The organism is Polaromonas sp. (assembly GCF_013817205.1).
Lineage (GTDB): Bacteria > Pseudomonadota > Gammaproteobacteria > Burkholderiales > Burkholderiaceae_C > Polaromonas.
This window is the reverse complement of the sequence record NZ_JACDDD010000033.1, coordinates 18,311-37,331: the sequence shown is the minus strand read 5'-3', so window position 1 is coordinate 37,331 and position 19,021 is coordinate 18,311. Positions and strand designations below refer to the sequence as shown.

21 protein-coding genes and 1 pseudogene are annotated in these 19,021 nt (G+C 63.3%); 10 read left to right on the top strand and 12 right to left on the bottom strand.

Features of this window, described 5'->3' with window-relative positions; translation table 11 throughout:
- Positions 1-592, bottom strand: a pseudogene (locus H0W47_RS09690) (NADP-dependent oxidoreductase); the annotation flags it as partial.
- Between the two features lie 101 nt (positions 593-693).
- On the opposite strand from H0W47_RS09690, the gene maiA reads away from it, so the two are divergent.
- Positions 694-1,335 carry a maleylacetoacetate isomerase gene (gene maiA / locus H0W47_RS09685; protein ID WP_296923715.1) on the top strand — a complete coding sequence of 214 codons (642 nt, stop codon included), beginning with the start codon at positions 694-696 and terminating at the stop codon, positions 1,333-1,335.
- A gap of 106 nt (positions 1,336-1,441) precedes the next feature.
- A complete protein-coding gene (gene pgeF, locus H0W47_RS09680; RefSeq protein ID WP_296923713.1) occupies positions 1,442-2,245 on the top strand; it encodes a peptidoglycan editing factor PgeF in 804 nt (267 codons plus the stop codon).
- On the opposite strand, the gene H0W47_RS09675 is transcribed toward pgeF, so the two are convergent.
- Positions 2,153-2,470 carry a hypothetical protein gene (locus H0W47_RS09675; protein WP_296923710.1) on the bottom strand — a complete coding sequence of 106 codons (318 nt, stop codon included), beginning with the start codon at positions 2,468-2,470 and terminating at the stop codon, positions 2,153-2,155. The two genes, pgeF and H0W47_RS09675, sit on opposite strands and share 93 nt — an antisense overlap.
- Before the next feature lie 122 nt (positions 2,471-2,592).
- Between H0W47_RS09675 and H0W47_RS09670 the strand changes: the two genes are divergently transcribed.
- The 3 genes from H0W47_RS09670 (at position 2,593) to phbB (ending at position 6,433) form a co-directional block, all read left to right on the top strand.
- The gene (locus H0W47_RS09670) at positions 2,593-4,335 is read left to right on the top strand and encodes a class I poly(R)-hydroxyalkanoic acid synthase (RefSeq protein ID WP_296923707.1); all 1,743 of its coding nucleotides are present in this window, start codon (positions 2,593-2,595) and stop codon (positions 4,333-4,335) included.
- Between the two features lie 51 nt (positions 4,336-4,386).
- A complete protein-coding gene (locus H0W47_RS09665) occupies positions 4,387-5,565 on the top strand; it encodes an acetyl-CoA C-acetyltransferase (RefSeq protein ID WP_296923705.1) in 1,179 nt (392 codons plus the stop codon).
- Positions 5,566-5,695: 130 nt separating this feature from the next.
- Positions 5,696-6,433, top strand: a complete 738-nt coding sequence (gene phbB / locus H0W47_RS09660; protein ID WP_296923703.1) for an acetoacetyl-CoA reductase — start codon at positions 5,696-5,698, stop codon at positions 6,431-6,433.
- Positions 6,434-6,575: 142 nt separating this feature from the next.
- Here phbB and H0W47_RS09655 read toward each other — a convergent pair whose 3' ends face one another.
- Positions 6,576-7,259, bottom strand: coding sequence for an NAD(P)H-dependent oxidoreductase (locus H0W47_RS09655; RefSeq protein WP_296923700.1), 684 nt, complete (start codon positions 7,257-7,259; stop codon positions 6,576-6,578).
- Positions 7,260-7,382: 123 nt separating this feature from the next.
- On the opposite strand from H0W47_RS09655, the gene H0W47_RS09650 reads away from it, so the two are divergent.
- Positions 7,383-8,273 carry a LysR substrate-binding domain-containing protein gene (locus H0W47_RS09650; RefSeq protein ID WP_296923698.1) on the top strand — a complete coding sequence of 297 codons (891 nt, stop codon included), beginning with the start codon at positions 7,383-7,385 and terminating at the stop codon, positions 8,271-8,273.
- Between the two features lie 95 nt (positions 8,274-8,368).
- On the opposite strand, the gene H0W47_RS09645 is transcribed toward H0W47_RS09650, so the two are convergent.
- Together H0W47_RS09645 and H0W47_RS09640 are read right to left on the bottom strand one after the other, a co-directional pair.
- Positions 8,369-9,283, bottom strand: a complete 915-nt coding sequence (locus H0W47_RS09645) for an alpha/beta hydrolase (RefSeq protein WP_296923696.1) — start codon at positions 9,281-9,283, stop codon at positions 8,369-8,371.
- A 69-nt stretch (positions 9,284-9,352) separates the two neighbouring features.
- The gene (locus H0W47_RS09640) at positions 9,353-9,757 is read right to left on the bottom strand and encodes a nuclear transport factor 2 family protein (protein WP_296923695.1); all 405 of its coding nucleotides are present in this window, start codon (positions 9,755-9,757) and stop codon (positions 9,353-9,355) included.
- Between the two features lie 838 nt (positions 9,758-10,595).
- Between H0W47_RS09640 and H0W47_RS09635 the strand changes: the two genes are divergently transcribed.
- Positions 10,596-10,907, top strand: a complete 312-nt coding sequence (locus H0W47_RS09635) for a DUF3892 domain-containing protein (protein WP_296923694.1) — start codon at positions 10,596-10,598, stop codon at positions 10,905-10,907.
- Between the two features lie 49 nt (positions 10,908-10,956).
- Here the strand turns inward: H0W47_RS09635 and H0W47_RS09630 are convergent, their stop codons facing one another.
- Genes H0W47_RS09630 through H0W47_RS09620 form a run of 3 tightly spaced genes read right to left on the bottom strand, consistent with a single transcriptional unit; the run spans position 10,957 to position 12,340 of the window.
- Complete coding sequence (locus H0W47_RS09630) at positions 10,957-11,187, bottom strand: DUF2798 domain-containing protein (RefSeq protein ID WP_296923692.1); 231 nt, start codon at positions 11,185-11,187, stop codon at positions 10,957-10,959.
- Positions 11,184-11,777, bottom strand: coding sequence for a flavodoxin family protein (locus H0W47_RS09625; protein WP_296923691.1), 594 nt, complete (start codon positions 11,775-11,777; stop codon positions 11,184-11,186). Before H0W47_RS09625 ends, H0W47_RS09630 begins: the two co-directional genes overlap by 4 nt.
- A gap of 53 nt (positions 11,778-11,830) precedes the next feature.
- A complete protein-coding gene (locus H0W47_RS09620; protein ID WP_296923690.1) occupies positions 11,831-12,340 on the bottom strand; it encodes a DUF2938 domain-containing protein in 510 nt (169 codons plus the stop codon).
- 77 nt (positions 12,341-12,417) lie between these two features.
- On the opposite strand from H0W47_RS09620, the gene H0W47_RS09615 reads away from it, so the two are divergent.
- Positions 12,418-12,852 carry a helix-turn-helix domain-containing protein gene (locus H0W47_RS09615; protein ID WP_296923688.1) on the top strand — a complete coding sequence of 145 codons (435 nt, stop codon included), beginning with the start codon at positions 12,418-12,420 and terminating at the stop codon, positions 12,850-12,852.
- A 61-nt stretch (positions 12,853-12,913) separates the two neighbouring features.
- On the opposite strand, the gene H0W47_RS09610 is transcribed toward H0W47_RS09615, so the two are convergent.
- Positions 12,914-13,990, bottom strand: coding sequence for a carotenoid 1,2-hydratase (locus tag H0W47_RS09610; protein ID WP_296923686.1), 1,077 nt, complete (start codon positions 13,988-13,990; stop codon positions 12,914-12,916).
- A 97-nt stretch (positions 13,991-14,087) separates the two neighbouring features.
- Here H0W47_RS09610 and H0W47_RS09605 point away from each other — a divergent pair, with 97 nt between their 5' ends.
- A complete protein-coding gene (locus H0W47_RS09605; RefSeq protein ID WP_296923684.1) occupies positions 14,088-14,525 on the top strand; it encodes a universal stress protein in 438 nt (145 codons plus the stop codon).
- Positions 14,526-14,805: 280 nt separating this feature from the next.
- On the opposite strand, the gene H0W47_RS09600 is transcribed toward H0W47_RS09605, so the two are convergent.
- On the bottom strand, positions 14,806-15,048 hold the full coding sequence (locus tag H0W47_RS09600; RefSeq protein ID WP_296923682.1) for a DUF1127 domain-containing protein: 243 nt from the start codon (positions 15,046-15,048) through the stop codon (positions 14,806-14,808).
- Between the two features lie 91 nt (positions 15,049-15,139).
- On the opposite strand from H0W47_RS09600, the gene H0W47_RS09595 reads away from it, so the two are divergent.
- Positions 15,140-16,042, top strand: a complete 903-nt coding sequence (locus H0W47_RS09595) for a LysR family transcriptional regulator (RefSeq protein ID WP_296923681.1) — start codon at positions 15,140-15,142, stop codon at positions 16,040-16,042.
- Between the two features lie 14 nt (positions 16,043-16,056).
- Here the strand turns inward: H0W47_RS09595 and H0W47_RS09590 are convergent, their stop codons facing one another.
- Together H0W47_RS09590 and H0W47_RS09585 are read right to left on the bottom strand one after the other, a co-directional pair.
- Entirely contained in the window at positions 16,057-16,260 is a 204-nt protein-coding gene (locus H0W47_RS09590) for a hypothetical protein (protein WP_296923679.1), read from the bottom strand.
- 152 nt (positions 16,261-16,412) lie between these two features.
- Complete coding sequence (locus H0W47_RS09585) at positions 16,413-19,013, bottom strand: ABC transporter permease (protein WP_296923677.1); 2,601 nt, start codon at positions 19,011-19,013, stop codon at positions 16,413-16,415.
- Positions 19,014-19,021: the final 8 nt, after the last annotated feature.

Sequence of the window (19,021 nt, the reverse complement as noted above, 5' to 3'; positions counted from 1 at the left end):
CTTTGACGACCCAGTCGCACTTGGCCTTGCCGCCGGCAATGCCGACCACGCGGCAGCCCTTGAGCTTGGCGATCTGGCCGACGGTCTGGCCGACAGCACCTGCCGCGCCCGACACCACCACAGTTTCGCCAGGCTTGGGCTGGCCCACGTCCATCAGTCCGAAATAACCGGTCATGCCTGGCATGCCGAGCACGTTGAGCCAGGAGGTCAGGCCCATGCGCGCATCAATCTTGAACATGCCGCTGCGCTTGATCTGTTCTTCGGGGATCAGGCAGTATTCCTGCACATCCAGCCCGGCGTTGACGTAGTCACCCACGGCAAAGGTGGTGTTGTTCGACGCGATCACCTGACCGACGCCGCCGGCCCGCATTACCGCACCGATCTCGACCGGCGGGATGTAGCTTTTGCCCTCGTTCATCCAGCCCCGCATGGCCGGATCCAGCGACAGGCACAGGGTCTTGACCAGCACGCCGCCAGGGCCGGGCTCGGCGACCGGCTCCGTGGTGAAGCTCCAGTTGTCACGTGTCGGCAGGCCGACCGGGCGGCTGGCCAAGCGGACCTGGTGGTTGGTGCGTGATGGGATGGCGCTCATGGGTATCTCCGCTTCAAGGGTTTTAGGCAATCGGGCATGGTAGCGGGCCCGGGCACATTCGCCAGTCGCCCAGGCGATTCGTTTCCTTTATGCTGTCCTCCATGAAACTCTACAACTACTTCCGTTCATCCGCGTCCTACCGCGTGCGTATTGCACTGCAGCTCAAGGGCCTGCCTTACGACTACCTGCCGGTGCATATTGCAAAAGGCGATCATCGCAAGGACGACTATGCCGCCGTGTCGGCCAACATGCTGGTGCCCATGCTGGAAACCGATGAGGGCGAGCGCCTGTCGCAGTCCATGGCCATCATTGAATACCTCGACGAAAAGCACCCCACACCCGCGCTGCTGCCAGCCGACGCCGTGGGCCGCGCCAGGGTCCGCGCGCTGGCGCAGTCCATCGCCTGCGAGATCCACCCGCTGAACAACCTGCGCGTACTCAAGTACCTGGTGCGCGAGCTCAAGATTGATGAAGAAGCCAAAAACACCTGGTACCAGCACTGGGTGCGGGAAGGGCTGGAAGCCTTCGAGCGACAACTGAGCCAGCTACCCCCTTCGACCTACTGCTATGGCGACACGCCGACCCTCGCCGACTGTTGCCTGGTGCCACAAATTTTCAATGGCCGGCGCTTCAAGGTGAACTTCGACGGCCTGCCGCGCACCATGGCCGCTTTTGAAGCCTGCATGGCGCTGGAGGCTTTCCAGAAAGCCCAGCCCTCGGCCTGTCCGGACAACGAGCCCTGAACATGTGGCCCCCACGCTCACCACTTCGTGTGTTTCGCTGCCCCCCGAGGGGGCTAATTTTCCTAGGGGCGGCCCGTCGGAAAATTGACCGCCTGGCGGCGCGGTGGTGAATCCCGACTGGCTGATCCCCGACTGGCCCGCGCCATCCGGCGTGCGTGCGGTCTTCACGACCCGGCAGGGGGGAGTGTCCGTCACGCCCTGGGACAGCATGAACCTGGGCGACCACGTCGGCGATGCGCCGGCGCTTGTGGCAGCCAACCGTGAGCTGCTGGCGCAGGCGACCGGCGCCAATCCGGTATTTCTGCAGCAGATACATGGCTGGTCGGTGCTGCCGCTGGACGGTGGCACACCGCAGGGCCAGCGGGCCGACGCCGCCATCACCTCGCAGCGCCGCATTGCATGCACCATCATGGTGGCTGACTGCCTGCCGGTGTTGTTGACCGACACCCAGGGCTCGGGCGTTGCGGCCGCCCACGCCGGCTGGCGCGGCCTGGCCGGGGAGCATGGGCGCGGGGTGCTGGAACAGACTTGTGAACATTTTTGGGCACCAGCCCTTGCCGGACAAGCGCGAGCAGCTATCAATACCATAGCATGGTTGGGGCCGTGCATAGGCCCGGCAGCTTTTGAAGTGGGCGCAGAGGTGAGGGCGGCTTTTGTGGACATTGATCCTCGCGCCGCTGTTTGTTTCACTGCAGCCGCGCCGGGCAAATACCTGGCCGACCTCGCCGGCCTGGCCCGGCTCCGGCTTCAGGCGCTGGGTATCACGCAGATCTTTGGCAATGACGGCAGTGCACCCTGGTGCACCGTGGGCAATGCCTCACGGTTCTTTTCGCATCGGCGTGATGCCGGCATCAAGGGCAACGGTTTTGGCACCACCGGCCGCATGGCTGCCTGCATCTGGCTCGAATGAGGAAGGCATCAGCGTGGTCGCCTCCGCGGCTTCGGCTGCTTCACGGGCCTTGATGGCCTTGCGCCGTGATGGTGCACCCATCAGGTAAACCACCAATGCCACGGGCCCCACGCCATAGAGTACAAAGGTCATGAGCGCGCCCAGCAGCGTACCGCTTGAGTGGGTGGCTTCTGCGACGCTCATCATGAGCACGACATACATCCAGGCAATGACGATTAAATACATAAATCTTTGCGCTGCGTCAGGAGTTGAGAAAGTTTCCACGATACTAGAGTTGACCTGCCGCGGCTATCACAGCTCGACACAGACAGCCTTTCAAGAGCCTGCAGATATCCCCGGAGACAAGCATGAATTCTGACGCAAACATGGCGCAAGCGGCCCAACAGATGCAGGAGACCTTTGCACAGGGCCTGAAACAGGTCATGGGCGCAATGGCCGGAGGCGGCCTCGGCATGCCGGCCGGTTATCCCCAGATCGGCATGGCCACACCGCAAGCTGCGCCGCCACCGCTGCAGATTGACCCGCACAAGCTGCTGGAGATCCAGAAAAAATACCTCGAAGACATCAGCGCGCTCTGGAACAGCGGCTTGCAGTCTGGCACGCAAGGTCTTGCCGACAGGCGTTTTGCCGCAGAAGCCTGGCACCAAAACCCGGTGGCCCAGTTTTCCGCCTCGGCCTATCTGCTCAATGCCCGCACCCTGATGGGCCTGGCCGACGCCATCGAGGGCGATGAAAAAACCAAGGCCCGTGTGCGCTTTGCGGTTGAGCAAGCCATGGCCGCCGCCGCCCCCAGCAATTTCCTGGCGTTCAATGCCGAGGCGCAGAAAAAAGCCATAGACACCCAGGGTGAAAGCATCGCCCAGGGCCTGACCAACCTGCTGCACGACATGAAGCAGGGCCATGTCTCAATGACCGATGAAAGCATTTTCGAAGTCGGCAAAAACGTTGCCACCACCGAAGGCGCAGTGGTCTTTGAAAATGATTTTTTTCAGCTGCTTGAATACAAACCGCTCACCGCCAAAGTACACGAGCGTCCTTTTTTGCTGGTGCCGCCTTGCATCAACAAGTTCTACATTCTTGATCTGCAGCCCGAGAACTCATTGATCCGCTACGCCGTGGCACAGGGCCACCGCACTTTTGTGGTGAGCTGGCGCAACCCCGACGAATCCATGTCCGGCAAAACCTGGGACGACTACATCGACCAGGCCGCCATCAAGGCGATTGAAGTCACACAGGAGATAACCGGCGCCAAAACCATCAATGCCCTCGGCTTCTGTGTGGGCGGAACCATTCTTGCCACCGCACTGGCCGTTCTGGCTGCGCGTGGCGAAAAGCCGGTGGCCAGCGCCACTTTTTTAACCTCGCTGCTCGACTTCAGCGACACCGGCATCCTCGACATTTTCATCGACGAGCAATCCGTCCAGTTCCGCGAGATGCAGATGGGCAAGGGCGGCCTGCTCAAGGGCCAGGACCTGGCCTCCACCTTCAGCTTCCTGCGGCCCAATGATCTGGTCTGGAACTACGTGGTCGGCAACTACCTCAAGGGCGAAACCCCGCCGCCGTTTGACCTGCTCTACTGGAACAGCGACTCGACCAATCTGCCGGGCCCGTTTTACGCCTGGTATCTGCGCAACACCTATTTTGAGAACAACCTCGCCAAGCCCGGCAAGCTCACGGTCTGCGGTGAAAAAGTGGACTTGCGCAAAGTGGACATGCCCACCTATATCTATGGTTCGCGCGAAGACCACATCGTGCCTGTAGGCGGCGCTTACGCCAGTACACAGGTCTTGCCAGGCAAAAAGCGTTTTGTCATGGGCGCTTCCGGCCACATTGCCGGCGTCATCAACCCGCCCGCCAAGAAAAAGCGCAGCCACTGGACCAACGACAAGCTGCCACAAGGCAAGTTTCCGGCGAGCCAAGCCGACTGGCTCAAGGGTGCCACCGAGCACCCCGGCAGCTGGTGGACCGACTGGTCAGACTGGCTCAAGAGCCATGCCGGCAAACAGATTGCCGCACCCAAAACCTATGGCAGCCGCAAGTACAAGGTCATCGAAGCCGCGCCTGGCCGCTACGTCAAGTCCAAGGCCTGATCTCGGACCTGCCTGAGTCCTGAACACATTTAACCGTAGAGAAAGTAAATCATGGAAGACATCGTCATCGTTTCAGCAGCCCGCACCGCCGTCGGCAAGTTCGGCGGCAGCCTGGCCAAGGTCCCCGCCACCGAAATGGGCGCGGCCGTCATCAAGGCCGTGGCCGAGCGCGCCGGCGTGTCGCCCGAGCTGCTCGGTGAAGTCATCATGGGCCAGGTGCTGGCTGCAGGCGTGGGTCAGAATCCGGCGCGGCAAAGCGTGGTCAAGGCCGGCTTTCCGCACGGCGTTCCCGGCCTCACCATCAACGCCGTCTGCGGCTCCGGCCTGAAGGCTGTCATGCTGGCCGCGCAATCGGTTGCCACCGGCGACAGCGAGATCGTGATTGCCGGCGGGCAGGAGAACATGAGCGCCGCGCCCCACGTGCTCAACGGCTCGCGCGACGGCCAGCGCATGGGCGACTGGAAGATGGTCGACACCATGATCGTCGATGGCCTGTGGGACGTCTACAACCAGTACCACATGGGCATTACCGCCGAAAACGTCGCCAAGAAGTACAGCATCAGCCGCGACATGCAGGACGAGCTGGCCCTGGCCAGCCAGACCAAGGCCATGGCCGCGCAGGACGCTGGCAAATTCTCAAGCGAGATCATTCCTTTCTCCATCCCGCAGAAAAAGGGCGACCCGCTGGTGTTTTCCGCCGACGAGTTCATCAATCGCAAGACCAGCGCCGAAGGCCTGGCCGGCCTGCGCCCCGCGTTTGACAAGGCCGGCGGCGTGACTGCGGGTAATGCCTCCGGCATCAACGACGGTGCCGCTGCCGTGATGGTCATGACCGCCAAAAAGGCTGCTGCGCTGGGCCTGACACCGCTGGCCCGCATTGCCAGCTACGCCACCACCGGCCTGGACCCGGCCTACATGGGCATGGGCCCGGTGCCCGCATCGACCAAGGCGCTGCAGCGCGCCGGCTGGAAGGCGCAAGACCTGGACCTGCTCGAAATCAACGAAGCCTTTGCCGCACAGGCCTGCGCCGTCAACAAAGAGATGGGCTGGGACACCAGCAAGGTCAACGTCAACGGCGGCGCGATTGCCATCGGCCACCCGATCGGCGCGTCCGGCTGCCGCATTCTCGTCACGCTGATCCACGAGATGGTGCGCCGCGACGCCAAAAAAGGCATCGCCAGCCTGTGTATCGGCGGCGGCATGGGGGTTGCCCTCACACTGGAACGCTGAATTTGGGTTAAAACAGTCCCCATCCCTTGTGCAGCAAGCGCAACCAGCTATTTATTTGATAGCGCGCAAACTGCACGGTGGCATGGCTTTTGCAAACCAGATCGACAACTAAAACTCAAGGAGCACACACATGGCAAAACGAATTGCATACGTCACAGGCGGCATGGGCGGCATCGGAACCGCGATCTGCCAGCGCCTGCACAAGGACGGCTTCACCGTCATCGCCGGCTGCGGCCCCACGCGCGACTTCACCAAATGGATAGACGAGCAGAAGGCGCTGGGCTACACCTTCTACACCTCCGTCGGTAACGTCGGCGACTGGGACTCCACCGTCGCCGCCTTTGACAAGGTCAAGGCCGATCACGGCCCGGTCAGCGTGCTGGTCAACAACGCCGGCATCACGCGCGACGGCCAGTTCCGCAAGATGAGCAAGGCCGACTGGGATGCCGTCATTTCCACCAACCTCAACAGCATGTTCAACGTCACCAAGCAGGTGATCGAGGGCATGATTGAAGGCGGCTACGGGCGCATCGTCAACATCTCGTCGGTCAACGGCCAGAAAGGCCAGTTCGGCCAGGTCAACTACTCCACCGCAAAGGCCGGCCTGCACGGCTTCACCATGGCGCTGGCGCAAGAGGTGGCCAGCAAGGGCGTGACGGTCAACACCGTGAGCCCCGGCTACATCGGCACCGACATGGTCAAGGCCATCCGCCCCGACGTGCTTGAGAAAATCGTCGCCGGTGTGCCTGCCAAACGCCTGGGCACGCCAGAAGAAATCGCCTCCATCATTTCGTGGATTGCCTCGGACGAAGGTGGCTACGCCACCGGCGCGGACTTCTCGCTTAATGGTGGTTTGCACATGGGTTGATGCGAAAGCATCGACTTTCAAAAAACCCGCTTCGGCGGGTTTTTCTTTGGCTGCGAAGAAATGATCTCGACCACGCAAGCTGCCGGGACAAATAGGCGACGTGCCTGCACGGTCGCCTGACTGCGCTTTCGGAGTTTGGTCGTCACGCTGCTTCGCAAGGCGCTTCTGCCCATTCGTCCACCAGCGCCTCGACCTGGCCCAGTGCCTGCGCGGTGGATCTGGTCAGTGCTTCGCCGCCTTCCTCTTCGTGCTCAATGGCGACCACGTGCACATCCGTGATGCCGATGAAGCCCAGCACGTCCCGCAGTGCGGTGTCGGCATGGTTCATCGCCGCCAGCGCGCCGCCGGCGTCAAAGCCGTTGCCGCCGCGCGAGGTCAGTATCACCGCGCGGCGCGGCTTGTCGGCCAGCAGCGGAACGTAAGGGTTGGCAAGCGCCGGATCGAAATCGAAAGTCAGGGCGATGCGCACGATGCCGTCCACCCAGGCCTTCAGCGTTGATGGCATGCCAAAGTTGTACATGGGCATGCCGATCACCACCAGGTCTGCCTGCTGCAGTTCGCGCACCAGCGCGTCGCTTTCCTTCAGCGTCGCATCTTGCGCGGGCGTGCGTTGCGCCACGGGTGTGAAGGCGGCGGGAATCCATTCGTGCTGTACCGGCGTGGGCGGCGTCACGCCCAGATCGCGGTACACCACCGCGTCGCCGGGGTGGGCCGCCAGCCAGCGGGTGACAAAGGCGTGGCTCAGGCGCCGGCTGTGCGAGCCGTGGGGGTGTTCGCCGGCGCGGCCTGGCCGCGCGCTGGAGTCGATATGCAGGATGGTGCTCATTGGAATGGCTTTCAGGTGAGTTGAGTTCATGTAAAACGGGACCGGTCGACAGCTAATTTAATTGCTGCTACGCTTGAGGACAACTGATCATTCCTTGTTGATTGCAGAAAGTTTTTCTCATCCATGACCGCCCGTGCCCTGCCACCCCTTTCCGCACTGCGCGCCTTTGAGGCGGCTGCGCGCCACCGCAGCGCCAGGCGAGCAGCCGATGAGCTGTCCGTCACCGCCACCGCCATCAGCCACCAGCTGCGCACGCTGGAAGACTGGCTCGGTGTGCCGCTGTTCCTGCGCAAGCCCAGGCAGCTTGAACTGACCGCCGCCGGGCGTGAGCTGCTGGGGGATGTGGGCAATGCCTTTGATGTCATGGCCGGTGCAGTGGCCCGTCTGCGCACCGTGCCGCAGCGCCGGCATGTGACGCTGTCCACCACGCCGGCGGTGGCCTCACGCTGGTTGCTGCCGCATGTGGGCCGCCTGCGCGAGCTGCACCCCGGGCTCGATCTGCACATCCACGTCACCCACGAGCCGGTGGCGCTGGACGGCCACAGCGCCGACATCGCCATCCGTTACGGCAGCGGGCGCTGGCCGGGGCTGGTGGCGCACAAGTTGTTCGACAACGATTTCATACCCGCCTGCAGCCCGGCGCTCAAGCTCAAGCGGGTGCAAGACTTGCCGCGCCATGGCCTGTTGCACTTTTTGTCGTGCAACGCCAAAAGCGCGCCCATCAGCTGGGGAGGCTGGCAGAAGCTGGCCCAGGTGCACGGGCTGGATCCGTCGGTTGGCCCGGTGTTTTCGGACGAAACCCACACCGTATCGGCCGCGCTCGCCGGCCAGGGTGTGGCGCTGATGAGCCGCGCCCTGATCGCCGACGAGCTGAAGCAGGGCAGGCTGGTCAATCCCTTCGGCCCCGAGCTCAAGGGCGAGCCGTTTCACCTGGTGTATCCCGAGGTCAGTCGCAACCAGCCGTCCATTGTCGCGGTGCGTGACTGGGTGCTGCAGCTGTTGCCGCTGCCTTGATGAGTGGCGCGTGTAAATCGCCAGATGCTATTGAATTTATAGCTGCTTGCGCATGCTAGACGGGGGCTAGAGGCCGATTTGGCTTGTAAATCTACCTACCCCAGCAAACGCCGCACTTCTTCAAACACCGCCTCAAATGCCGGCGTGCCCGGCGTCACCAGGTCAAAGTGCCCCGCGCCCGTGACGTCGCGCAGGCGCACACGTGCGGCGGCCTCGGCTGGCAGCGCACTGCGGTAGTCGCGTGCGGCGCGCAGCGGCACGATGCCGTCTTCCGTCGCGCTGAGCATCACCACCGAGCCCACACTTTCCGGCAAACCCAGGCGCGCCGGCGACACATCGGCATACGGGTCGGGGCCGCTGCCCATCAGCCGCTGCAGAATCCCGCGCCCGCAACTGCCCGGCAGGTGCGGCGCAAACGCAGCCAGGTCGCCCACCCCGGCGATGCTGACCACACCGCGCACCGACAGCGGCTGATGGCCCGCCCGGCGCAGCGGGCTGGCGGCAGGCAAACGCGTGCGCGAAGCCGCCCACAGCGCCAGATGCCCGCCCGCCGAATGGCCGGCCAGCACGCTGCGCGTCGGGTCTATGCCGAGCCGTGGCGCCTCGCTGCGCAGCCGGTCCACCGCCGTGGCCACATCCAGGTACAGGTTGGGATAGCCACCGCCGGTTTCGTTGGCGCGCCGGTAACCGACGCTCCACACCGCCACCCCACGCCGCGCCCAGTCCGCCGCCAAGGCCCGGACCTGCTCACGCCCCGCGCCCGGAAAGTCCGACCAGCATCCGCCGTGAATCATGATGGCGACCGGGTGCGGGCCGGCGCCCGCCGGAAGGAACACGTCGATGCCCTGGCTTTGCGCAGCGCCGTAGCTGATCTGTTGCGTGGGGGTGGGTTGGGGCAGGGCCAGGAAGTCCTTGAGCTCTACGCCATGGGCGCTGAGCGACAAGCCGGTCATCGTGATCAGCAAGGCGGCGACCGGCCGCATGGCCCGCTGAAAACATGTCAGTGTCATCAAAGCATTCTGCGGCCAGGCTCACGGTTTATACAAACCCCGGTGAACCAGGGCTTGATGCACGGCTCGTTAATGGCCGCCCGGTTTTTTTCCGGCCGGTGTTTCCGTGTGGAGCACACACTTCCAGCTGTCACCGACCTTGATCCAGGTCGAGCTGTCGTTCATTTCCTGTGACATGCCCTGGCCCTTTTTGTCGCGCGGCGCGACTTGCTGCTTGACGCGATACGTCAGCACAGCCGTGGTCTCGTTCGGAAAGACCACCTGCATGTCCTCAAAATCAAAACCGGTAACAACCATGGGGCCCTGGTCGGCCATTTTTCGATACCCCGCATGGTCGAACTGCATGGCGCCGTGCGAACTCACCATCAGCGCCGGTTCGCTCAGCAATGCCACCGCGCCGTCCGCATCCTGGTCGACCATGGATTGCCAGAACTTCGTTTCAAGATCCACCAGTGATTGTTTTGAGTCAGCCATGACAACTCCGCTGAATGAAAAGTTCATCTTTGCACCAGCAAGATGCAGGGATGTCAGCATCGCGGTCCAGTCGCCGTAGGGAATCGCTTACACAAACAGCGCTGGCAGTGGCGGCGAAGTGAGGAAGGCAGTGCCCGTCAGCCCGCACAGGCCCTCAGCCCACGCGCGTGAAAGTCATTCCCCAGGTTGTTTCCCAAGTCGCGCCGCCATCGTCCACAAAAAGCGCAGTTTGACGGGTTTGCCGGCCAGTGTGTCATCGGCGTAGGAGGTTATGAAGTCACTTTTCAGTGCAATGGCCTGCACCCCCGTTCGGGCCGGCACAGAGCTAGCGGTTAGGCCACATTCAATTTGTAACCGCTTGTTTAAAAATCATTTCCTGACGCTGGGCGATGGGAATATCGTTAATGACCCGTCACCAACTGCCGTCGTTATCCACAGACTACCCACAGAAATTCCCTACTAAGCTTGCGAGAGAAAGAAGAGCGTTTGGCGTAGATATACAGTCCTTAGCTGGCTTAAGGCTGTGCATAAACCCAGTAAGTATTTTGCCGGCTCGCAGAAGGTTATAAACAAGGGCGATACACTACCTATAGCGCTTGAATAACTTTTGAACGCTAGGTATAGTGTCTGGGTCGATGACGCCGAAAGCGGATTCGACGACTAGAACGACAAAAGCCAGGGGTGCAACCCTGGCTTCTGCGCCCAAACCGTTAACAGCTCGGGATGGGAGGCAGTCATAAGAAATGACGTCCAACGCACGATCATTTTGACAGATTTCGGACTAGCCAGCTGTGGTTTTACAAATCACGCATGGGCGTTAATGCCCGGAAAGGTCAGCATGTCAACCTCGGTCCAAATCCATTACATCGCGAAAAATCCTCGTCTGGATCGCTTCCGCAGAATCGAAGCTGTAGGGGGCGTCCACAACGGCGTCAACTGGAGAATTGATCTCCAGAGCGCGATTAACTTTGTCAAGGTGGGCACATACCGTTTTTATACGCATGTAAACGGAAACAGCTCATGGGTGGTAGTCGCCACAAGCGAGTGGGGTAACGAGTATCTGAAGACGGAGGCTGATACGACTAACGTCGACAATCTGCTCAGTCTTCCTGAGTTCCCGCCTTATTTTCCGGTCCAAGCCGCGGCTTAATCCAAAGGGGGCTTCGGCCCCATTTGTAAGCGGCGGCACAACGGTTGTCCTAGGCCTCCGGCCGCAAAAGCCCCCGCACCACCCGCCGCGCCACCGGCGCCACCAGCAGCACAGTCGGAAAAGCGAACAGCCACGCCATCAGCCATGAACCCGCCCACAGCATCAGAAAGCCCGGCACGAAGCCCGTCGCGTGGAAGGTGGAGATGCCGGACACCAGCAGCGACATCAGGCCTGACAGCACCAGGCCGAAGAGGACGGGTTCAAATTTTCTTGGGATCATGCGGTCACCTTTTCTTTCTCAGAGCATGCCATGCGCAGCAGTGCTTCGGCGACATTGGCACCGAACAGTTGTGCGGTTTTGATGTCACCGGGCGGAAAGGCGTCTGCGGGCGCGGAGTGCCCGGCCTGCGCCATCAGGCCCGACCACGAGCCCAGCCGGTTGAGGGCTTCTTCCTCAGGCACGCCGCTGCGCTGCTCGGGCAGGATGGCGTTGCCCACCCAGACCATGCCGTGCTGCATGGCAAACACAAAGAGCGACAGCAAGGTGGATTGTTTGTCGCCGGAAGGCAGTGACGACACCGTGAAGGCCGCTGCCAGCTTGCCCTTGAGCGCGTGGCTTTTCCAGAGCCGGCCCGTCGCGTCCATAAATGTCTTGAAGGTGCCGGACACGCTGCCCAGGTAGGTGGGTGAGCCGAAGACAAAACCGTCGTAGTCCAGCAGGCGGTCGGGTGCGCTGGTGAGGTCTTCGGCCTTCAGCAAATGCGCCTCGATACCGGGCACGGATCGCGCGCCGGCCAGGATGTGCCCGGCGATGTGCGCCGTGTGGCCGTGGGCGCTGTGAAAGATGATGGCCAGTTGTTGCTTCTTCATGTTGTGCTTTCCATTTCGGGTTGTGTGTGTGAACGAATCTCTGAAAAAAATCTTCATCGCGAGATCCAGGCGATCAAGACGCCGGCCAGATCGGCTGCCAGGTAGAGGCCAAAGCCAAAAACGCTGTGGTTGACCAAGCTGCGCAGGCGGTTCTTGGCCGGCGCCGGCGTGCGGGACGAGGCGATGCCTGCGCCCATGGCCGGTTGCATGACCAGCCAGGGCGCGGCCACCGTGGCGATGCCCACGCCCAGCGCCGGCAGCAGCGTCGGGTTGGTCAACCAAGGCAGGCCAGCGATGCCGACCAGCAGGCCCGCGAAGGCAACGCCCGTCGCGTAGTGCAGCAGCCAGCCCAGGGCAAGTTCGCCTTGCACCGGCGCTGCCTTGGCAATCGCGTTGTGTTTCCAGGTGCCGTGGCGCCAGTGGCCGGCCCAGCGGCCGATCATCGTGAAGTTGAGCGTGGGCACACCCAGGCGCTGAAGCAGCAGCAACCAGATGTCCATGACGGCGGTGGCGCCCACGCCCACCAGCACGGTCTGCGCTGCGCCTGTTGTCCATGTGTTCATGTGAATTCCTTGTTGACGAAAAGTGAAGTTGCTGTCACTCTACAAGTTCAAGTCAACTTGAAGTCAAGAGGTTTTTGATGGACATCGCCGAAGTCGCCAGAAAGTCGGGCCTGCCCGCGTCTGCGCTGCGTTATTACGAAGAAAAAGGCCTGATCACCTCGGTGGGCCGGCAAGGCTTGCGCCGCACGTTTTTACCCGGCGTGCTGGACCAGCTGGCCTTGATTGCGCTGGGGCAAGCGGCGGGGTTTTCGCTGGACGACATCGGCGCCATGTTTTCGCCGGACGGCAAGGCGAGCATCAACCGGCAGTCGCTATCGGCCAAGGCCGACGATCTGGACCAGACGATCCGGCGCCTGAAGGCCATGCGCAACGGGCTCAGGCACGCAGCGGTGTGCCCCGCGCCCAGCCACGCCGAGTGCCCGACCTTTCAGCGCCTGCTGCGCGCGGCGGTGGCGGGCGAGCTGGCGCCGCGCGTCAGGAAGACCAAAGCGGTACCTGCGTTGAAGCCCTGATAATTCGGCTCTCTGAAGGGTGCAGGCGGATGTGCAGATCTGGGGGATTGCCCTCTGCGCTTTATAGCCGCAGCGGCGATGCGTAACCCGTCATCTCCAGGTAGCCGCGCCCGACCAGCTTGCCGTTGCTGTCGATCAGCTCGCTCAGGCCTTCCCAGTAAATCGCCCCGGTGGACTGGCGGCTGTCGAGCTCCTGGTTGTCGATGACGGCGCGCACGGCGTAGGTGTCGGCCGGTGTGCGCACCAGCCATTCGACCGGGTAGCTGGCTTGGCTCAGCGGGCTGGTCCAGCGGCGCATCGGCTTGAAGATCACCTCGCCGCGACTGAAGCTGTTTAATGCGCCTGCGGCTGAGCGATAAGACCCGCCGTCCCACAGCGTATTTCCGGCCTTGTCTCGCAGGCGGAAGGCGGTGAGGGCGCTGCCGTCGTCGAGGTTCATGCCCATCCAGTCCCAGCCTGTGGCATCGGGGTGCAGGATTTCTTCGCTCCACTCATGGTCCAGCCAGGCCTTGCCGGTCACATCGAACTTCTTGCCCTTGATGGTCAGCGCGCCGAGCGCCGTCAGTTGCGGCAGGCTGTAGTAATAACTGGCTTGTTTTGCCTCAGGCCCCTTGCGTGACAGGCCCTTGTCACCCTGCAGCAGCAGCGGCTGGGTTTCGGTGAACTGCAGGTCCAGGCTGAAGTCGGTGGCAGGAAGTTTTGCGCTGTGGGTGTTGCGCTGGCTTTGCAGCGTCCAGTTGCGCAGCGTCAGGGCCATGCCCTGGGTGCTGGCGCTGGCGATGTCAAAACCCTCGCGTGCGATGCGCTGGTCGTGCCAGAGTTTGTTGCCTTGCACGTCGGTGATGGCCGCGTGCGCAAAAACCAGTTGTTTGGCTGCAAACTTTGAGGCCATGGCCTGGGTGCCGTCTACACGCGATCGGAAGAAGGTGAGCTGGAAACCAAATTCGCGCGCGCCGGATCTTGCATGGCCGGTGATGTACCACCACTCGGTCTTGAAGTCCGGGTGGGCACCAAAGTCGCGCGGAAACTGCAGCGTCTTGGCAGGCAGGGCCAGTGCGCCACCAGACATGCCTGCCAGGCCCGCCACGCCGCCGGCCAGCAGCAGGCGGCGGCGAAGGGCAGGGGGCAAGGCATGCATGGGACTGATTCTCGCAGCAAGGGTGATTGCGCATTGCACACAGGCCATGGAGCGTCTATCCTTTTAAGCTCCACCCTGCCACCCAGGAGCGCACACCATGTACAAGAACATATTGCTGGCTTACGACGGGTCCAAATCCGGCCAGAAGGCCCTGCTTGACTGCCGCGACCTGGCGCAGTGGAGCCAGGCGTCACTGACGCTGGTTGCCATCACGCCGCTCTATATGGACCTGATTGGTGTCGAAGGCGGCGTGTATGACCGCAGTCTGGCCGAGGCCGAGAAGGACAAGTACAAAAACATTCTTGACGAAGGCCTGAGCCAGCTCGCCGCTGCCGGCCATCAGGCCAAGGGCGAGGTGCTGCTGGGCGAGACGGTCGATGAAATTGCCAAATACGCCAGCAAGATGTCCGCCGACCTGATCGTGGTGGGCCATCGGCATCTGGACGGCTGGGCGGCGCGCTGGTGGCGCGGCTCGGTGTCCAAGTCACTGATTGAACAAGCACCCTGCAGTGTGCTGGTGGTTATCACCCACTGAGCGCAGCGCTTCAGCGGGCTGACTAACGTCCCCCGCGCCTGGGGCGGCAGCGCGGTGTGCCGTTTGCTGCCGTGTTTGCCGGCGCGCAGACGCTGCGCCGGTTTGATCGCTCTGAAAACGGTGTCGGGCTCTAGCGCACTGGGACAGACTGCCGAGTTGCACGCTCAGCAATGGCAGCAATACGATGTTCATGATGCAGCACCTCCGGGAAACACTTGAGAAAGAAGTGTCGCCGTCATGCCACGCCGGTTGATGGGGCAATGCACTGTTTTCTAGCCCTTCAGGCAGGGGGCTTACACCTGTCCCTGTCCCTGCGCCAGGCCACCGCGTCGTCAAGCAAAGCGGGAATGTCGCCCCTGCCTATGCCCAGGTCGTTCAGCTCCCGTGTGCTCATCTGCGCCAGTTCGTGCCGGTTGCGGCGCAGTCTCTTGTCCTGTGCTGGCCACGACGGCAACACACGCGTCATTTGCGTGAGTCGGCGTGCGAGCGCAAGAAAAGGAAAATCAACGATGTTGTACGGCATGGCGGTGCTCCTGGGGTGAAGCTGCCAATGGTGCGATTTATCATGGTATTGTGGAAGTTGAATTTTCTGATCCAAACTATCAGGATTACTGATGCGTGAACTGAATCTTGACCAACTGCGCACCCTGGTCGCCATTGCCGATCTGGGAACTTTTTCAGCGGCGGCACGCGCGCTGCACCTGGCCCAGCCTACCGTCAGCCTGCATGTCAGCGAACTGGAGAGCCGGCTGGGTGCGCCCCTGGTGTTGCGCGGCGGCAGAAAGGTGGAGCCCACGGCAGCCGGTGCGGTGCTGGTGCAGCGCGCCAGGCGCCTGTTGCGTGATGCTGATGACGCGGTCGACGCGGTGCAGCGCCACGTTGAGGGCCGCATCGGCCGTGTGCGGCTTGGCAGCTCTACCGGCGTGCTGGTGTATCTGCTGCCCGAAGTGCTCAAGGCCATGGAACGAACACACCCCGACATTGATGTCGAGGTCAGCATCCTTGGCTCCAGCGAGGCCATGGAACGGCTCAGCCAGGGCACGCTGGACGTCGGGTTGGTCGCCGCGCCCCAGCTTCCCCGGCCCGGCGTCGTCATGACGCACTGGCGCAGCGACCCGATGATGGGTTTTGTACCCGGGCACTGGACGGTGCCCAAACGCATCACGCCGCAATGGCTGGCTGCGCGGCCGCTGATCTTCAACGATTCGACCACGCACATGTACCACCTGACCATGGAGTGGTTTGCCAATGCGGGCTTGAGCCCGCGTACGCGCATTGAGCTCAACTACAACGAAGCGATGAAAAGCCTAGTGGCCGCCGGCTATGGCGCGGCGGTGCTGCCGCTGGAGCAGCCTGCGGAGTCGCTGGTGCACCAGGGCGTACAGGTGGTTCCACTGAGGCCGCTACTGACGCGGCATACCGCCGTGGTGCACAGGCCGCTGGAAGCGGTGGACGGTGCCACGCGCAACCTGCTGCTGACGCTGGAGCAGTTCCGCCAGGGAGGCGGCGCAGGATAGGGGGTGCAGGCTGATTAATGCTGCGAGGTCTGAAAAACAACCTCGCCGCTGGGAATGTGCACGACGCGAATGTCCTGCCGCGTGGGGTCAGTCAGACTTTTCACCGCCACCGCCACTGCCAGTGACTGGTCACTGTAGGTCTGCCTGAGCGAAGCCGGCGGCAGCAGGCTGCCCCGCAAGGGGCCTCTGCATTCAATGCGAAATTGAGCGGATGCCATGGTGTGAATCTCCTCGTGTGAGGAACTCATAATGCGCGCGTGTTGCGACGAAGTCATGACAATTCACAAACTTTCACCATCCTTGCCAGGTAGTTCGTAAGCAAACGAAAGCGCGCATCGGCCGGCGCGGCTCGATAGTGCCACCTTGGCGCTTACCAGTCTTCCTTGACCGCCAGCACCGCATCCTTGCCGGCCGCGGCACGCCCCGCCAGCCAGGCGGTGACGGTGCCGGCCAGCACCACTGCGGCGCACAGGCCCAAGAGCCGGTCCCAGGGCAGGGCCAGGTCCATGGTCCAGTGAAAACTCTGCGGGTTCACCACATGCACCAGCACCAGCGACACCGCCAGGCCCAGACCCAGACCGGCCAGCGCGCCAGCCAGCGTCCAGGCCGCGCCTTCACCGGCAACCAGTGTGAGGATTTGCCGGCGCGTCAGGCCCAGATGCGCCAGCAGGCCGAACTCCTTGCGCCGTGCCAGCACCTGGGCGCTGAAGCTGGCCGCCACACCGAACAGGCCGATGGCAATCGCCACCGCCTGCAGCCAGTAGGTCACGGCAAAACTGCGGTCAAAGATGCGCAGCGAGGTGGCGCGTATTTGGCTGCTGGAGGCAAATTCAATCAGTTCGCCGGCGCCCGGCGCCTGGGCCTGCGCCTGCGCCTGCGCCAGTGTGCGCACGGCCTGCTGCACCTGCGCCTGGTCGGCGCCCGGCACCAGCCACAGCGCGATGTCGTTGACGCGCCGGTCACCGGTGAGGCGCTCGAAGTCGCGCTGGTCCATGGCGATGGCGCCGAACTGACGTGCGTAATCGCGCCAGACGCCGGCTACATAAAACCTTGATGCCGTCTCACTCGCTGCCGAACTTGCTCCTGAATTGATAGCTTCTAACGCATGACTGGCGGGGGCCAGAGCCCGAAAAGGCTCTGAAAGCGGGGCAAAAACCCGGCCGGGCTGCGCGCCGTACAAATCCACCATGGGCTCGCTGACATAAATCGCGACATGGCCCGGCGGCACCGGCAGCGGCTCGCCCACCAGCGGCAGGCTGCTGGCCGGGTCTTGCAGATCACGGGCGATCAGCGCTACGGCGGGCTGGCCGGCATCGAGCAACAGTTGCGTCACGCGCAGGCTGCCGCTACGTTCCACGCCGGGCAGTTGGGCAAGCGCCTGCACAAAGTCCGGCGAGAAATAGACCGTGTCGCTGGCGGAGGTATTGCTGGCGGTGCGCGCATACAGGTCGGCGGGCAGCACCACGTCCAGCCACTGCGTGACCGAGTCGCGGAAACTCGCCACCATGACCGTCAGCGCCACGGCCAGGCTCAGCGACGCCACCACGCCGCTGACGGCCACCGCCGCGCTGCCGCGCACACGGCGGGCGCGCTCAACTGCCAGCATAGGCAGCAGGCGCCGGCCCACGCGCGGCGCGATGCGGTCATAGAGCAGCGCAATCAACCAGGGCAGGGCGCTGATGCCGCCGACCAGCAGCAGGCCGACCGACAGGTAGGCGCCGAGCGCGATGCCAAAAACCGGCGGCGTGAAGGCCAGCAGGCCAGCAGCGGCCATCAGCAGCAGGCTGAGCCGGTACGGTGTGCCGCCGGCCGGTGGCGCGCCCAGGCCTTTGAGGGTTTGCGCCGGTGGCAGCTTCTGCGCCGCACGCGCCGGCCACCAGCCGCCGACCAGTGCGGCGGCCACACCCAGACCGCCGTAGACCAGCGCCGCGCCAGCGTCCCATTGCAGCGTTGGCGCCACACCAGAGAAATAGCCACCACCGAGGTCACCGCCCAGCAGGCGCAGCGCCAGTGCCGCCAGCGCCGTACCCAGCGCGATACCGGCCACGCTGCCGATGGTTCCCAACAGCGCCGATTCCCACAGCACCAGGCGCAGGCGTTCACGGCCGGTCAGGCCCAGCACGCCCAGCAGCGCAAACTGTTGCGCGCGTTTGGCCACACTCAGCGACAGCACCGAAAACACCAGGAAGGCCCCGGTGAACAGCGCCACCAGCGCCAGCACCGTGAGGTTGACGCGGTAGGCGCGCGACAGATTGCTGACGCGCTGCGCGTCGTCGCCGGGCTCCGTGGCGGTGATGCCGGCCGGCAACTGCAAGCTGGTGATGAAAGCGGCGCGACCTGTTCCTGGCAGCAGGCGCAGATCAATGCGCGAGATCTGCCCGAGGCGACCGAACAGCTCCTGTGCCGCGCCAATGTCCATCACCGCCAGCGGCGCTCCACCGGCGGCTACGCTGCCTGCTACCTGCACCTCGAGCAATTGCAGGCCGCTTTGCAGGCGCAGGCGCTCACCCGCCAGCGCCTGCCGCGCGGCCGGGTTGAGGAAGACAGTGCCCGGCGTGAACAGCGCCATGCGGGCCGCATCGGCGCTCGGTTGTGGCATCAGCGCCGGGGCCAACCCGGCCACCACCAGTGCATCGACACCCACCACGCGCAAAGCCACGCGCTTGCCATCGCTGCCAACCGCATAGGTGCCAAGTTCCAGCATCGGGCTGACGGCGGCAAGCTGCGGGTGGGCCGCCACGCGGGCATAGAGGGTTTCGTCAAAACTACCGCGCAGCGCACGCAGTTCAAGGTCAGGCTGCCCGTTGACCGAACGCACCGCCTGCGAAAACTCGCTGAGCGCCGAGGCATTGATCAGCTGCACAGAAAACGCTAACGCGACGCCCAGCATCACCGCTGCCACGGCGGCCGCATTGCGCCAGCGATGGTGCAGCAGCTCCTCCCAGGAAAAGGTGGAGAGCAAGGCGCGCATGCTGACCC

Excerpts from the sequence above, each read along its gene's own strand:
- H0W47_RS09635 (WP_296923694.1), top strand. The coding sequence starts at position 10,596 with ATGTCAACCTCGGTCCAAATCCATTACATCGCGAAAAATCCTCGTCTG.
- phbB (WP_296923703.1), top strand. The coding sequence starts at position 5,696 with ATGGCAAAACGAATTGCATACGTCACAGGCGGCATGGGCGGCATCGGA.
- H0W47_RS09625 (WP_296923691.1), bottom strand. The coding sequence starts at position 11,777 with ATGAAGAAGCAACAACTGGCCATCATCTTTCACAGCGCCCACGGCCAC.
- H0W47_RS09605 (WP_296923684.1), top strand. The coding sequence starts at position 14,088 with ATGTACAAGAACATATTGCTGGCTTACGACGGGTCCAAATCCGGCCAG.
- H0W47_RS09640 (WP_296923695.1), bottom strand. The coding sequence starts at position 9,757 with ATGGCTGACTCAAAACAATCACTGGTGGATCTTGAAACGAAGTTCTGG.
- H0W47_RS09650 (WP_296923698.1), top strand. The coding sequence starts at position 7,383 with ATGACCGCCCGTGCCCTGCCACCCCTTTCCGCACTGCGCGCCTTTGAG.
- H0W47_RS09645 (WP_296923696.1), bottom strand. The coding sequence starts at position 9,283 with ATGACACTGACATGTTTTCAGCGGGCCATGCGGCCGGTCGCCGCCTTG.
- H0W47_RS09600 (WP_296923682.1), bottom strand. The coding sequence starts at position 15,048 with ATGCCGTACAACATCGTTGATTTTCCTTTTCTTGCGCTCGCACGCCGA.
- H0W47_RS09610 (WP_296923686.1), bottom strand. The coding sequence starts at position 13,990 with ATGCATGCCTTGCCCCCTGCCCTTCGCCGCCGCCTGCTGCTGGCCGGC.
- H0W47_RS09590 (WP_296923679.1), bottom strand. The coding sequence starts at position 16,260 with ATGGCATCCGCTCAATTTCGCATTGAATGCAGAGGCCCCTTGCGGGGC.
- H0W47_RS09670 (WP_296923707.1), top strand. The coding sequence starts at position 2,593 with ATGAATTCTGACGCAAACATGGCGCAAGCGGCCCAACAGATGCAGGAG.
- maiA (WP_296923715.1), top strand. The coding sequence starts at position 694 with ATGAAACTCTACAACTACTTCCGTTCATCCGCGTCCTACCGCGTGCGT.
- H0W47_RS09585 (WP_296923677.1), bottom strand. The coding sequence starts at position 19,013 with ATGCGCGCCTTGCTCTCCACCTTTTCCTGGGAGGAGCTGCTGCACCAT.
- H0W47_RS09665 (WP_296923705.1), top strand. The coding sequence starts at position 4,387 with ATGGAAGACATCGTCATCGTTTCAGCAGCCCGCACCGCCGTCGGCAAG.
- H0W47_RS09675 (WP_296923710.1), bottom strand. The coding sequence starts at position 2,470 with ATGTATTTAATCGTCATTGCCTGGATGTATGTCGTGCTCATGATGAGC.
- H0W47_RS09620 (WP_296923690.1), bottom strand. The coding sequence starts at position 12,340 with ATGAACACATGGACAACAGGCGCAGCGCAGACCGTGCTGGTGGGCGTG.
- H0W47_RS09655 (WP_296923700.1), bottom strand. The coding sequence starts at position 7,259 with ATGAGCACCATCCTGCATATCGACTCCAGCGCGCGGCCAGGCCGCGCC.
- H0W47_RS09595 (WP_296923681.1), top strand. The coding sequence starts at position 15,140 with ATGCGTGAACTGAATCTTGACCAACTGCGCACCCTGGTCGCCATTGCC.
- H0W47_RS09615 (WP_296923688.1), top strand. The coding sequence starts at position 12,418 with ATGGACATCGCCGAAGTCGCCAGAAAGTCGGGCCTGCCCGCGTCTGCG.
- H0W47_RS09630 (WP_296923692.1), bottom strand. The coding sequence starts at position 11,187 with ATGATCCCAAGAAAATTTGAACCCGTCCTCTTCGGCCTGGTGCTGTCA.